Source organism: Riemerella anatipestifer, from assembly GCF_009663465.1.
Lineage (GTDB): Bacteria > Bacteroidota > Bacteroidia > Flavobacteriales > Weeksellaceae > Riemerella > Riemerella anatipestifer_C.
This window is the reverse complement of sequence record NZ_QXHU01000003.1, coordinates 292,830-307,246: the sequence shown is the minus strand read 5'-3', so window position 1 is coordinate 307,246 and position 14,417 is coordinate 292,830. Positions and strand designations below refer to the sequence as shown.

Below are 14,417 nucleotides of genomic sequence, written 5' to 3'. Positions count from 1 at the left end.
TATATTTTTGTATCTATTGGATACAAATCATATTTTTGACTATCAAAATATCATTTTCAATGACAAAAGCAGAATTTTTACAAATCATTAAAAAGCATTTCACAAAGTTTGGGCTTTCTGAAAGCACATTGGGCGAAATTACTAAACTGATTGAGGGTTCTTATACAGAAAACTCCACAGCAGAAGAAATCATCGAACAATGTAAAAGTTATGAATCGCTGGCAAAGGTGTTACAGTCTGAAATAGACACAAGAGTAAACTCTGCGGTAGAAAAAGTGAAGAAAGAACAAGTGCCTGATAAGAAGTCTGGGGCAGACAAAGAAGCTGAACCAACAATAGGCGAATATCTAAAACAGATTTCAGAAAGACTTGACAATATTGAGAAAGGGCAAGTGGTAAAGTCGTTAAACGAGAAAGCTGTTGCAAGATTGAAGGAGCTAAAAATGACAGACAAAGAAATTGAGGCTGCTATGTTTGAGAGAAACTTTGAAAACGAAGAATCACTAAATGCTTTTGTAACAAAGCAAACAGAAATTTATGAGGAAATCGTAAAGGAAAGGGTCTCTAATAGTGCAGGAAATGGATTTTCTCCAATGTCTTCAAGTGGTAATGGTGTGGAAAATACTGCTATCAAAAATGATATTGAAGAGTTTAACAAACAATTTTAACGAACAATTATGGGAAAATATTTAGAGCCTAAAAAAGTATCGGAAAACAGAAGTATTCCTGTATGGGCAAAAGTTTTGGAAACAGCAAAAGGTGGTTTTGCTTTAGATAAAACAGGGCTTAAGGAGGGCGAAATCCTGTCAGCAGGAACGCCGATAGCGTTTGACGAGAAAACCCGAATTGCCAAAAAGGCAAAAACGGACGGTACAGATGCAAAAGGTTTGCTTTACGACGATATTGTTATTGGAGATAAAGCACCGCTTTCTGTTGTGATTAGAGGGACTGTTTATGAAAGCAGAGTAACGGGTATTACTCCGCAAATCAAAGAAAAGTTAGAGGGAAATATCATATTCTCCCAATCATATTAACCTAAAAAGAAGTAAGAAAAAATGGCAGAATTATCAGTATTTGGGGGATATGCAGAGAATATGCAAATCCTCATAGACACGAGATTAGAAAAGTTCAATCAACCTTGGTATACGAAATATTTTGAGTGGGATACGCCTCAAATTTCTCTAGATTATACTTCTGTTTTAGGAAGTGCGGTAATCAATGCGGTAGCTACAGTTGTAGCAAGGGATTCAGAAACTCCTTTAGCTACTCGTGAGGCTTTGGCTAAACTAACAGGAGAAATTCCTGCTATTAAGCGAATGATACCGCTAAATGAAAATCAATACCGACATTATATGTCGTTGTTGAATATGCCAGGTGTAAAGGACCAACAAAAAAAGATGCAAGCCCTAAAATTGATTTGGGACGATGTAAAAAAAGTAGTGGATTCTATCCATAATAGAATTGACTTTTTGGCGCTTCAAGCCATATCAACAGGAAAAATAGATATCAATGTGGACAACAACCCAGACGGTATTATTGTTCCCGATATTGACTTGTTAATGCCTGATGAAAATAAAACAACAGTGAGCACCTCTTGGAGTGATGCATCTAATGCAACACCTATTCAGGACATTCAAAGTGTGGTGAATAAGGCAAATTGTGATTTTGCTAAAATTCTAATTAGTAAAAACAAGATGAATGAAATGATAAAATCTAAAGAGGTAAAGGACACTCTTGCGGCGTTTTATGGTTTGACGAAAGCAGCTTCATCAGCAGAAACCGCTCCTCTTACTTTTAATAGATTGAACAAATATATGGAAGAATCAGAACTACCAGTATTTGAAATCGTAGACAAAAAAGTGTCAATAGAGAAAAATGGAGCTCCAACCATCACAAGTCCTTTTGAATCTAAAAATCTTTCATTTATCCCAGACGGTAAACTAGGGGTAATTAAAAATGCTTTGGCGGTTGAAGAAATGAACCCTGTGGAAAACATTAAATATGCAAATGCAGGGCGTGTATTAGTATCTAAATGGAAGCAAAACGAACCATTTAGAGAGTTTACAAAAGCGGAATGTAATGCGTGGCCAGTAATTGAATCTATCAATAGTATTCACTTATTGACTACGGAGAAAGATGTAGCAACACTTTTATAATTTTAGGATGTCAGTAACGGTAAAGGGTTATTTCTTAGCGAAGATGAAAATATTGGGAATTACTATTCCTGATGAAAGTTTAGATGTTTTTATCCTTTCAAACGAGATGGATGGAGAGGCTTTAGTTTCGCCAGACGATTCTAAAAACTTGGATAAAAACTTTTTAGAAATAATCCTTACCCTGCTGATAAAACCCGATGTATCGGAAGATGATTATTCTATAAAGTACGATAGAAGTGCTATTATGAATTGGTATGCTATGGAGTGTAAGCGGTTAGGTGTTCCAAATCTTTTGGAGAGTGGAAAAAACGAAGTTAGAGATATGAGTTTTTTGGCGTGATGGAACAATACCCTTACGACTTATATATGATGCAAGTAACCTCTGGTGGTAGAGATGAAAATGGTTTCCCTATTCCCTCAACGGAACAGTGGGTATTTCATTCAAAATGTAGAGATATACCCGCAAGGGCAGGAAATATTGTCGCTACGGAATCTGGGGAAGTATCAAAATATGCATCTAAAGTAGTTATGCCAGTGGGAACACCTGAAATTTCAACTAATGCAAAAATAAAGGTGTTAGATAAAGGTAAAACAAGGCTTGTAGGGTTTGTTTTACGCTTTTCAACCACTCAATTACATTGTAGATTATGGGTATAGAAGCCAAATTCAATATGGCGAGTTTAGAAGATTATCTGCAACAGAAGAAAAGGCAGTTGGAAAATCTTATTCGCAAGAATTTGAACTATCTGGGAATGAAATGTGTGGTTCTTGCGAGAACGCTAAACACTTACGAAGACCAGACCGCTAATCTTAGAAATTCCATAGGCTATGTGGTCGTTATCAACGGGAAAATTACAGATAGTTTCTTTGGAGTAGAGAAGAGAGGAAGTAAGTTTAAATCTACCGACCCAAAAGGCGAAGAAGTGGGAGAAGCTCTTGCTAAGAAATTAGCAGAAGAATTTACAGAAGGCTATGCTTTGATTGTAGTGGCGGGAATGAATTATGCGAGTTATGTGGAAGATGTTCATCATTTAGATGTTTTGAAACCAGCCGAAACATTGGCTAAAAATGAAATAAATAAAGTTGTAGAGGGGATAGTAGCCTCTATGAGAAAAAAAGAAGGGTTATGATTACATCGTTAGATTTGGCAAGTATTGTCTATAAAAGTGTATCTAATAGTAACATTAAAAGTCTAATTAACGGCGATGTTTATTTGGGGGAAAGACCTTTTGATAGCGACAAAAACGATGTGGTTATTGGGGCTTTATCCGTGCCAAATACCATACTTCAAGAGTCGGTTGTGTTAGTCAATATCTATGCGAAAGACCTTTTTGACGGACGAAGTCATCTCCCAGATTTAAAACTTCTAAACGAGGCTACAAAGTTGCTAATGCCTTTGTTTAAGGATTATTACATAGCCGAAAAGAAAACCTACATTGATATAGAATATCAACGAAATTATAAAGTGCAAAACGCCCAAGAATGGGTGTCAGTCATAAGACTAAAAACAAGAACTATTAACCAATAAAAATAATAAAAATGGCTTGGACATTTGGAATAAACAGACTCCTTTCTGGAGAAAAAGCAGCAGATGGCGGAATGGGAACCGCATTATCTGAACACGATGAAACTCTAAAAGGTACCGCTACCTTAGAAACTACTGACGAAACTATTCAGTGGATAGAAACAGAAGAAAAAGGTAAACGCTTACCGATTTCAAAAAATGATTCAGAAACCACTTTTAAATTTGAGGTGGCTAATCCGTCATTGGAAACGCAAGCGTATTATTTAGGAGGTACAGTGAAGACCGTAAACTCTAAAAAGACTTATTCTCCTCCAGTAAACAAACCTACCATTGAACGCTCTTTTTTGGTTGAAACCAAAGAGGGGTACAACATTCAAATTCCTAATGGAAAAGTAACGGCTAAGCCTCTGGGAGGTCAAATAGGAACTGATAATGTTATGACTATGCAAGTATCAGTATCTGTGCAACTTCCTACAAAAGCAGGAGTAGATGCTATTACATTTATGGAGAAATAAACTAACCATTGAAAACTCAATAAACAAAAGCCACCTCTAATATGCTTATGTGGTGGCTTTTTTCTTTAAGAAAATGAAGAAAGAACAAGTTTTACAAGAGAGAAAAGAAGCGGAGCTTTTAGTTGAACAAGGCTTTGTGTTTAATGCTGGAGAAAAAGAACATCATATAAAGCCAGTAACCTATGGGACCATTCTACACGCAAACAAATATGCGGTAGACTTGAAGCTCAACCTGCTTAGCGAAGATAACAACTCATTACTTAGAGAGCTTGAGGCTAATATTGACCCTCTAATGAAATTTATAGCAGTATGCGTGTTGGGAAACAAAAAAGATATTGAAGAGAAAACAGAGGTTTTAGCAGAGGAGCTCAAATGGAGTTTGAAACCCAAAGACGCAATGGGTATTTGCCTGGCAATTATACAAATGTATGATTTGTCAAATTTTATATCCTCTATCAGATTGATCGGGACGATGACGATAACAGCACCGAAGAAGTCCTTGACGACGGAGACGCTGATAGATGGGTAACAAAAGGTCTCCAAACCCTATATGGAAATATAGGAATGATAATGAAGGAGGTAGGATTTTCCTATCAAGAGTTGATGTGGGAGGTTCCGTGGGGGATAATCCTGCGAATATTGGCAGATATGCCAAGGCAGGTAAAAGAGAAACCAAACAAAACTAAAAACCAAACATTAACCGAACAAACAGCAAAAGACTTTGCCGAACATATTAAACATTTGAATAGTAAAATTAAACGATGAATCAGGGAGCTTTACATTTTGAGGCACTACTCACGACCAAAGATTTTGAGAGAGGAATGGAACGCATACGAAATGATATTCGTAGAGCGTCAGGACTTGCTGTGCAAGAAACCTCTAAAATGGATTCAGCGTTTAAAAATCTATCTATTGGTATTGCGGGTTATTTTTCTGGACAAGCGTTAATGGGCTTTACTCGTGAACTTATCAATGTTAGGGGCGAGTTCCAAAAGACAGAAATTGCCTTTGCTACAATGCTCAAAAGCAAGGAAAAGGCTAATCAGTTAATGGGGCAAATGGTGGATTTAGCCGCCAAAACGCCGTTTTCTTTACAAGAGGTATCCGCAGGAGCAAAACAGTTGTTAGCATTTCAAGTTCCTGCCAATGAGGTTGTGGACACCCTTACGAGAATGGGGAATATCGCAGCGGGTCTAGGTGTTCCTATGTCTCGTATCAATTTAGTATATGGACAGGTAATGGCTAAAGGTAAACTAATGGGAGATGATTTGCGTCAGTTTACCGAAGCTGGTATTCCTATGGTTGGAGAATTAGCTAAAAAGTTTGGAAAAACTACGGCAGAAATCTCAACAATGGTATCAGAGGGACGGATTGGGTTTAATGATGTTAAAGAGGTTTTATTTAGTCTTACCAATGAAGGTGGGTTGTTCTTTAATTTAATGGAGGAACAATCCAAAACCTTGTCTGGTAAGATTTCAAACTTAGGTAATGCTTTTGACCAAATGCTCAATAAGATTGGGGAAGGTAGTGAGGGACTTTTGAATAGCGGTATTGAAGGAGCAACCTATTTGGTAGAGCATTACGAAGATGTTATAGATGTTTTAACCATTTTAGTGGCGACTTATGGCTCATATCGTGCGGCGTTAATTGTAACCTCTGTATTACAAAAAGCACAAATTGCCCAACAGGCTATATCAAATTGGCTATCGTTAGCCAAATCAATCAGAACGGCAAAAGATGCACAAGCCTTGTTTAATCTTACTACATCAGCTAACCCAATAGGTGCTATTATAGCTCTAATAGGTCTTTTAGCTACTACTTATGTAACCTATGGAGATGAAATAAAAAAACTAATCGGCATAACTAATGAATACGATGAGATAAATAAAGAGTTAAGCAAGACTTTATCCGAGATAGACCAAAAGGGTACTGAAGAAATTTCTACACTTGGGAAATTATATAAAGTTGCCACAGATGATAAAAAATCAAGGGAGGAAAGATTAGTTGCCACAAAAAGACTTCAAAATGAATATCCTTCTTATTTTGGAAACTTATCTGCTGAAATCATTATGGCAGGTAAAGCTGCTAATGCATACAATTCTCTTCGTGAGGCTATCATAGCATCTGCCAAAGCAAGAGCTATTCGTTCTAAAATAGAAGAAATAGAAAAAGAGAGATTAGAAGGGGAAGCTGAACTCATTAACAAGAAAGAAGAAATTCTAAAAAAATACAGAAAGGGTAAAAAAGAAGGTTGGAAAGATGAAACTGTAAACTATGGCAGAGATGAGTTTGGAAAAAGTAACATTGTAACATTCAGAGGAGAGGATAATAAAAAGGCTTTGGCTAGTCAATTCGTTGATGTAAATAAACGCCTAAAGGAGTATCAAAAAGAAACAGAAAAACAAACTCAAGTATTTGCAGATATGGCGGAAGAACAAGAAAGAATTTCTGCCAAATACAATGCTGATAGGCAAAAAAGAGAGGAAGAAGAAGCTAAAAAACAACAAACGAGTTTATCCAATACGGCAAACGAAACCAAGAAAAAAGCCAAAGCACACCAAAAAGCCTTAGCTGAGATTTATTCTAAGAACTCAATAAAGGGTTTAGAAGAGCGTATTTCCCTTTGGAATAATGCCTTAGAAAGAGCCACTAAAGACAAAAACGGAAATTATCAAGTTAAGGTAAGAGCAAAAGACAAGTATGGAAAAGAGTATGAAACAGGTCAGGTAGTTTCTAAGGATAAAGCATTAGAGGAACTCAAAGCCCTTAATGAAGCTAAAGCTAAAATTGAGGAAGAGTTCAGAATAAAATCCACAGAAGAAGAACTAGCAGAACTCAAAAGAAGAATCAATCTTAGGGATAAGTATCTACAACTAGGAATGAATAGACCCGAACTCATCAATGAGGATACGGTAAATAATCTATTTCCTGACTTAAAGGACAAATCTTATGTCCAAGTCTTAGAAGAAAAAAGAAAGGCTTATCTAGGGCTAATAGAAGCTCAAAAAGCGACAGAACAAACTACTAAAGATTTAATCTTCATTGAAAATGAATTGAAAAACGCTAAGGGTGAAGAAACCTTTATACAGAGAGTTAATGATAGAATTTCAGAGCTTAAAGAAAGATATAAAGGAGCGGAGCTTATAGACGAACTGAAAAAGGCTAAAAGGTTACAAACAGGCGAAACAGAGGAAGAAAATTTAGAGAAAAATAAAGCCTATGCTTCGGCTTTAAAGGAAGCCCAAAAGGACTACGACAAGTTTTACAGAGACCTTTTGGAGCAACAAAAAACATACGAAGAAAAAAGCCTTGAGCTGCAAAAAGAATATGCAGACCTCAAAGACACAGAAAGATACAAAAATGCAAGTGAAGAAGAGCAGAAAAAGATAAACAAGCATTATAAGAAAGAGCAATCCAAGCTAGATATGGATGCTTTTAAAGAATCTGGCAATTGGGCGTTGGCTTTCTCTGATTTGGAGTATATGAGTCAAAGTACCATTGAAAGGGTTATCAAGAACTTTGAAGACTTTAAAAGAGCCAAAGAGCATAACCTAGAGCCTACGGAGTTAAGGGAGCTTAACGACACTCTGAATAAACTAAGAGCAAGAGCGGGTAATAATCCATTTACAGGTATTATATCTGGAGTTAAAGGTTATGTAGAAGCCAATAAAAATGCAAAAAACGCCCAAGATGAATATAATGCCACCGTTGAAAAGTTTGGTAAAAATAGTCCCCAAGCCCAAGAGGCTCACAGGAAGATGACCGATGCCGAGCAAGAGGCAATAAAGGCTAAGCAACTGCTTAATGCACAGTTGCAAAAAGGACAGGATATATTCAACGCTACCATACAAGGAGTAACAGAATTAGCAGATGCTTTTGGCGGAATGGACGATGCTACAAAAGATGCTATCGAGGATATTACAGCGGTCGGTAATGCGGCTTTTGATTTAGCAAAAAGTATTTCGTCTGGAAACATCGCTGGAATGATAACGGCAGGAGTTAAGCTAATAGGTTCTATCATAAAGGCTTTAAATGGCGACAAGAAGAGAGAACGCAACATTAAGAGATGGGCGCAAGCATTGGAGGAGGTAAAAGAACAATACCGAGCTTTAGAACATCAAATTAGTAAAACGCTAGGCGAGAATGTTTATAAGGAACAAGGTAAAATCATAGCTAATCTTCGTCAGCAACAACAGATGTTGCAAAGAATGGCGAATGAAGAAGCTGGTAAAAAGAAGTCAGATTCAGGTAAAATAGCGGAGTATCGTAACCAAGCGAACGAAATAGACCGCCAAATTACCGACATCATTGACAAAATGAAGAACGACATCGCCCAAACTGATGCTAAGTCATTAGCCGACAAAATGGGAGATGCGTTGTTTGAAGCGTGGCAACGAGGGGAAGACGGTGCAAAGGCTTATGAAAAGACGGTTGATGATGTAATGAGGAATGCAGCCAAAGCAGCCTTAAAGCAGAAGCTACTAGAAGGGCCAATGCAAGAGATGATAGATAACTTAGTTAAAAAAATGGGGTTTGGAGGTGGCGATGCATCAATAGAAGCAGAAATCAAAAAGAAGGAAAGCAGATTAGAAGAAATCCAAAATGAAATTAAAAACGGAAATATTGTTCAAAAAACTATTTCTGCTGTTAAAGCAATGGCTCTTAAGGCTCAAATTGAAAAACTCAAAAAACAATATGAGGATAGCAAAAATATAAACCCCAATGGCAGTTTTGATGGTTTAACTCCAGAAGAAAGAGAGGAGATAAAAAATCAAGGTAAAGTAGCAATGAATAACTATATGGAAGCTTTGAAACAGTACCAAGATTTATTTGGTGCAGCAGAAGAAAACGCCGATAGTTTGAAAGGAGGTATTAAAGGAATGAGTGAGGAAACCGCAGGGATACTCGCAGGGCAATTTAATGCAATCCGTATTCACGTTGCAGAAATACAGAAAAATCAAGGCTTTGGGTTAGACATTGCGAAGTCTTCGCTAATGAACTTAACGAAAATAGAGGAAAACACCCGAAACCTTTATCAAATGAGAAAAGACCTTTCGGAAATGAACTCTAAAATAAAATCTAACGACACTAGAGGACTAGGATTATGATATTAAGAATGAGACAGTACAAAATCAGCAGGAATATCCAATACTTGGTAAACCGCTTTAGCAAAAGGAATATCTACCTTACGATTTCCCTTTATAATTTGGTTCACTTTGGAAAGGCTTATTCCAGAAACTTTTGCAAAATCGGTTTGAGACATCTTTTTCTCAAACAATCTAAGCTCTACCATTTCGGGAAGAGTTTTAGGTTGTGCAATGGGATAAAAAGCATCTTCGTACTCCTCCAAAGCAGAAGACAAAACACTAATACGGTTAAGTTCTGTAGAAGTCAGAAGTTCCTCTCCTTTTTTCATCAATTCGTCTACCTCTTGCAAGTAGCGTTGATAGTCTTTTTTAGTGTTTATTTTCATAACTTTTTAAAGTTTAGTTTGTCATATTCAGCGTGTGTACCCACAAATTTTACAAATACGGTTCTTGCTCCAAAAATAACCCTAGCAACAATACGACAATGGTTGCCCTTTATATTAAAGACAAATAGACCATTGCCTACACTGTCTACACTATTAAAAGACTGCTTCATTTCTGCGAAATTAGACCAATCAGCATCTTTTACAATGAGATACCAACGCCAAACCTCTATGCTATGGTCAGGTCGGTCATTTAGATACCTCTTTAGTGGGGCTTTTGAAATAATAACCATAAGACAAATGTACGAAATTATTTCATAAAATGAAATTTTATTTAAAAAAACGAAATATGAAACTACAAGACATCATACAACAAGCTAAAAAGCAAGGGCTATGCGAAGAATGGTATAATGAAATGCTATCCTCTCCTACTTTGGAGACATTATGTAGAATGTTTTTCAAGGGTGATGATTGGACATTAAAAAACAATTTTCCAAGCGAGAAAATGCTCCATTATTTCAGAGGAGAAACAGAGCAATACGGATTATTCTTAGATGCTTTGGGAAAAGTTGAAACAATGCCCAAAATGGCGTTTTTCGGCTATTCTAATGTTGAGTTGAATTATAGCGAGTTTAGTGTTTCTTCTCTCATTTTGAGGGGGAACTCTAAGGCGAAAATCACAGCAAAAGATAACACTATCATATTTGTAACGATGTTGGATAATGCGGAGGTTGTTGTAGAAGAACAAGACCACGCTAAAGTGAAAATATTTAGAAGATGACAAAGGAGGTGCTATATACTTTGAACGGTAAATATTTTAAAGATTTTGGAGTATTCATTTCAGAATCCAAAGGGCTTTTGGACAAACCCAAGCTAAAATCTAGACGGTCTTACGACTGGGCGGAGTATCACGGCAAGGCGGTGGATTTAGCCAAACCGAAATACGACGAGCGAGAAATTGAATTGAAAGGCTGGGTTGAGGGTGAAACTTGGTCGCAAATGAAAACCAATTTTGATACCCTTTTGTCAGAATTTGACAAAGAGGGGCTAGCTCGTTTGGTTATAGAATACTTAGGAAACGCTTTAGTATTTGATGTTTACCTTTCTGACGGAGTAGAACTTGAAAAATCCTTCAAAGAGGGTAAAATGGTGGGGGTATTCACTTTGAAAATGAAAGACCCTAACCCTATCAAAAGGGTATTTAAACTTGTCGGTAGCGATTTGCAATTATCCTTTAATGCTCAATCTTGGGTGGATATAAACATAGACGGAATAAACGAAACAAGAAAGGGGAATATAACAATCAATAAGACGGTTCCAAGTAGAGAGCTAAGTGGCTATGGTTTTTATGGTCGGAATTTAATGCTGACACCTCGAATATATAATGGTTATGCAGTGGAAGCAAGCACTTCAACTCCGTTGATTGAGGGGCAGGAATATGTTATTTCCTTTGACATTAAGGGACAGAATGATGGTGGTTTGTTTTTAAACAACTCAATCAAAGTAAATATACCTATCAATCCTAGTCCAAACGAGTGGTTTAGAGTTTCAAAAGTATTCACATTCATTAAGAACGACTATCAAGGAAAAGAAATATATCCTCATATCTATGATGTAACTGATGTTAGGAAGGTTAAATTAGAAAAAGGGAATAAAGCAACTGACTACACACCTGCACCAGAAGACACTCATTACATCACAATATCAGGGAATACAGATGAAATTACTAACCTACAAACCAATGCAGAAGAATTATGGAGTTTATAGTAGTACAAGGGAATAAGACCCTTAACCTTAACAATAGAAAGCCTTTGCGTTCAGTTACCAAAGCTGAGCATAGACAGTCTTTGCTATCAGAAGATGTAATAAATATTACTGTAGAAAGTAAAACTCCTCTTGCTTTGCAAGTGGGCAACTATATAGAATATGAGAACCGAAGATATACACTCAACTCTGCACCAAAGGTAAAAAAGGAGCAGGGGTATTATACCTATGATTTAGTTTTTGAGGGCGTACAGTATCTATTGAGAGATAAGGTGTATTTCAACTTGGACGCTCAAGGTTTCCAAAATACGGCGGATTTTCCTTTAACGGGAGAAATAAACATTTTCCTTACGACGCTAATCACAAATATCAATTCCATTTCAGATTTTACTTGGGTTTTGGGTGAATATCCACAAAACACGGAAACTAAAACGCTGACTTTTAATAATGAAAACTGTTTAGCGGTTTTACAAAAAATATGTCAGGAATACGATACCGAGTTTGAAATCAAGCAAGATTTAGAGAGAAAATCTTACACGCTCAACATTAAGAAGATAGGCGAAACTTTAAACCAAACCTTTGAATATGGAAAAGGAAATGGGCTTTATTCTTTAAGTAGAGAAAATGCGAATGATAATGTGGTTACTCGGCTTTATGTTTTCGGTTCAACGAATAATATCAAAAGTGGATACCGGGATTATTCACAGCGTTTGCGGTTGCCTATTTCTCACGGAAAGGATTATATTCAGGACGATGCTAAGGTAAAATTGTTCGGCTTAAAAGAGGGCGTTAAAAATTTTGACGACATCAAACCTACTTTTAAGGGGATAGTATCAGGCGTTACCAATTTGGAAAACGGCTCGCAAGAGATAGAGGTTTCTAATATGGACTTTGACCTGAACGAAACTGACAGCAACGGAACAAAGTATTTATTAAACGATACTCCCGCGAAGCTCCATATAAACAAAGGAAATTTGGCAGGATATGAATTTGAGTTGCTTAAAAACGGAGGATACAACCACGCTACTAAGACTTTTAGAGTAAAGCAATTTACAGACGAAAGAGGACAAAAGTTTCCAGAAGCAGGTTCTGTGTTTTCATTTGCTGTCGGCGATGAGTTCACATTGTTAGATATTGCAATGCCCGAACAGTACATTACAAATGCCGAAAACAAACTCCTTGAAGAGGGACAAAAGGAATACGAAAAACAATCGGTAAACAACCTTAAATATAATTTAGAGTTAGACCCTCTGTATCTGCAACAGATAGGGGCTAATACGTCTATTTTCTTTAAAATTGGGGATTATATCCGTGTGATAGATGAACCGCTTAAAATAGATAAAACGACACGCATAGTAGATATTACGAGGGACTTATTAGATGAATATAATTACAAAATAGGCATTGCGGACACTTACGAAATCAGCTTTGTAGCAAGTCTGCTTACCGATATTAAAGACACTAAAACGGTTATAAAAACGCAGGAACAAATTAACCGACGAAACTATTTGAGCGGCTACCGTAATCAAAAGGAGTTTGAAGAAAATGTTTTTGATGCAGACGGCAATTTTGACCCAACCAAAATTAGACATCAAAGTATTGAAGCTTATATGCTTTCAACGGGAGCAAGAAGCCAACAATTTGCATTAGAAAATATAAGTCTGAATCCTAACATAGAGGGCAATCCTGCAAGAACATTTATTAGTGGTGGGAAATTGGTTCATTTTTCCTTAGAAGACGATATTAGAGAATGGAACATATTGCCATACAGCCGTAATGATTTATTGAATCAGGTTTATTACGTTTATGCAAAATGTTCAAGAGGAAGTAGTAATGCGATGTGGCATATCACCACCGAGCAGATAAGGTTTGATAGTCGGTCAGATTATTATTATTTCTTGTGTTACTTACTCTACACACCAAAAGACGGTAAGCGAGAAGCAGAAGCAATGTACGGCAATGTATTTATGCACGGAGGGCAAATAACGGCAGGGAGAATTAAATCGCTCAACGGACAAACCTATTTTGATTTGGATAGTGGGGAAATAGCAGGAACGATTAAGTTTAAAAGCGGTAATGGTTATGTGGAAGTTGGGAGTGCTATACAACAAGCGGTAGATGTGGTGAGTGTAGGAGGTAGAAACTTGATTAGAAACTCAAATATAAAAGGGGTAGTCGATGGATTCACTGAACTCGAAATCACAGAACCGTTGGTTATAGGGAAAGAATACACACTATCGTTTATTGCGAAAAGAGTCGGAGCAACAGGTTGGGTATCTGTGCAACCTCCCCACGATTGGAGAGATGAAGTTTTAAATACTCGTGTTACTGTAACTTCAAACGAATACCAAGAGTATAAATCTACTTTTATAGCCAAATCCTCTCAAGGTCAAAAGGTTTGGATTTATTCGGCAGATTATTACAAGATTGATTTTAAAGGAGGTATAAAATTAGAAAAGGGTAATAAAGCTACCGACTGGACACCTGCACCAGAAGATGTGGAGCAGGAAATAATAGCGGTAAAGTCAAAAGTTAATCAAATAGATAATCTTGGCACAATGGCGTGGCAGAACTCGGTAGAAAAAGCGATGTTGGGCGATACCATAGTACAGGGTGGCTATATCAAAACAGAGCTATTAAACGCTTCGGCAATAGTGAGTAATGGCGGAGGAGCGACTTCGGCAGAATTAAATAATGCCATCAATAGTATCATTATCGGGGGTCGGAATTTAGTATTAGATTCTAAGAAAACGATTACCCATTCAGATTATAATTTTAGCTATGAGTTTGAAGACGATTTTTCTAAAATACAAGGGCAGACAATCACTATTTCAATAGATATAGAAGTTTCGGATATAACTTCTGGAGTTAGAATAGGTTTTGAACCATCGTTTTTATTTCAAGACGGAAGTAGAATGTATTTGAGATGTTGGAAATACTTGAACTTGGGAGAAAGTTTTAAAGGGCGTATTTCAAAAACATACACT

Annotated in this window: 16 protein-coding genes; 14 read left to right on the top strand and 2 right to left on the bottom strand. The window is 36.9% G+C overall.

Annotation, left to right across the window (positions count from 1 at the left end; all coding sequences use genetic code 11):
- The first annotated feature begins 59 nt into the window (after positions 1-59).
- The 11 genes from D1003_RS05900 (at position 60) to D1003_RS05850 (ending at position 9,304) form a co-directional block, all read left to right on the top strand.
- On the top strand, positions 60-668 hold the full coding sequence (locus D1003_RS05900) for a hypothetical protein (RefSeq protein WP_153936108.1): 609 nt from the start codon (positions 60-62) through the stop codon (positions 666-668).
- Positions 669-677: 9 nt separating this feature from the next.
- On the top strand, positions 678-1,034 hold the full coding sequence (locus tag D1003_RS05895; protein ID WP_153936107.1) for a hypothetical protein: 357 nt from the start codon (positions 678-680) through the stop codon (positions 1,032-1,034).
- Between the two features lie 21 nt (positions 1,035-1,055).
- Complete coding sequence (locus D1003_RS05890; protein WP_153936106.1) at positions 1,056-2,156, top strand: major capsid protein; 1,101 nt, start codon at positions 1,056-1,058, stop codon at positions 2,154-2,156.
- A 7-nt stretch (positions 2,157-2,163) separates the two neighbouring features.
- Positions 2,164-2,496 carry a DUF6706 family protein gene (locus tag D1003_RS05885; protein WP_153936105.1) on the top strand — a complete coding sequence of 111 codons (333 nt, stop codon included), beginning with the start codon at positions 2,164-2,166 and terminating at the stop codon, positions 2,494-2,496.
- Positions 2,497-2,522: 26 nt separating this feature from the next.
- Positions 2,523-2,813 (top strand): hypothetical protein, encoded by a 291-nt coding sequence (locus tag D1003_RS05880; protein WP_153936104.1) that lies wholly within the window; start codon positions 2,523-2,525, stop codon positions 2,811-2,813.
- Complete coding sequence (locus tag D1003_RS05875; RefSeq protein WP_079206554.1) at positions 2,804-3,286, top strand: hypothetical protein; 483 nt, start codon at positions 2,804-2,806, stop codon at positions 3,284-3,286. The genes D1003_RS05880 and D1003_RS05875 overlap by 10 nt, the downstream gene beginning before the upstream one ends.
- A complete protein-coding gene (locus tag D1003_RS05870) occupies positions 3,283-3,684 on the top strand; it encodes a hypothetical protein (protein ID WP_153936103.1) in 402 nt (133 codons plus the stop codon). The genes D1003_RS05875 and D1003_RS05870 overlap by 4 nt, the downstream gene beginning before the upstream one ends.
- 11 nt (positions 3,685-3,695) lie before the next feature.
- Complete coding sequence (locus D1003_RS05865; RefSeq protein ID WP_153936102.1) at positions 3,696-4,196, top strand: hypothetical protein; 501 nt, start codon at positions 3,696-3,698, stop codon at positions 4,194-4,196.
- Between the two features lie 73 nt (positions 4,197-4,269).
- Complete coding sequence (locus tag D1003_RS05860) at positions 4,270-4,725, top strand: hypothetical protein (protein WP_153936101.1); 456 nt, start codon at positions 4,270-4,272, stop codon at positions 4,723-4,725.
- Entirely contained in the window at positions 4,718-4,882 is a 165-nt protein-coding gene (locus D1003_RS05855) for a hypothetical protein (protein WP_153936100.1), read from the top strand. The genes D1003_RS05860 and D1003_RS05855 overlap by 8 nt, the downstream gene beginning before the upstream one ends.
- 135 nt (positions 4,883-5,017) lie before the next feature.
- A complete protein-coding gene (locus tag D1003_RS05850; protein ID WP_409347764.1) occupies positions 5,018-9,304 on the top strand; it encodes a tape measure protein in 4,287 nt (1,428 codons plus the stop codon).
- A 2-nt stretch (positions 9,305-9,306) separates the two neighbouring features.
- Here D1003_RS05850 and D1003_RS05845 read toward each other — a convergent pair whose 3' ends face one another.
- Together D1003_RS05845 and D1003_RS05840 are read right to left on the bottom strand one after the other, a co-directional pair.
- Positions 9,307-9,669 carry a helix-turn-helix domain-containing protein gene (locus D1003_RS05845; RefSeq protein WP_004917838.1) on the bottom strand — a complete coding sequence of 121 codons (363 nt, stop codon included), beginning with the start codon at positions 9,667-9,669 and terminating at the stop codon, positions 9,307-9,309.
- Positions 9,666-9,959: a type II toxin-antitoxin system HigB family toxin gene (locus tag D1003_RS05840; RefSeq protein ID WP_014938300.1), complete on the bottom strand. Its 294-nt coding sequence runs from the start codon at positions 9,957-9,959 to the stop codon at positions 9,666-9,668. The genes D1003_RS05845 and D1003_RS05840 overlap by 4 nt, the downstream gene beginning before the upstream one ends.
- A 56-nt stretch (positions 9,960-10,015) precedes the next feature.
- On the opposite strand from D1003_RS05840, the gene D1003_RS05835 reads away from it, so the two are divergent.
- The 3 genes from D1003_RS05835 to D1003_RS05825 form a co-directional block, all read left to right on the top strand.
- The gene (locus tag D1003_RS05835) at positions 10,016-10,447 is read left to right on the top strand and encodes a hypothetical protein (protein ID WP_153936099.1); all 432 of its coding nucleotides are present in this window, start codon (positions 10,016-10,018) and stop codon (positions 10,445-10,447) included.
- Positions 10,444-11,433: a galactose-binding protein gene (locus D1003_RS05830; protein WP_153936098.1), complete on the top strand. Its 990-nt coding sequence runs from the start codon at positions 10,444-10,446 to the stop codon at positions 11,431-11,433. The genes D1003_RS05835 and D1003_RS05830 overlap by 4 nt, the downstream gene beginning before the upstream one ends.
- Positions 11,421-14,417 (top strand): phage tail protein (locus D1003_RS05825; protein WP_260393338.1); only part of this gene is annotated, 2,997 nt, incomplete at its 3' end. The genes D1003_RS05830 and D1003_RS05825, both read left to right, overlap by 13 nt.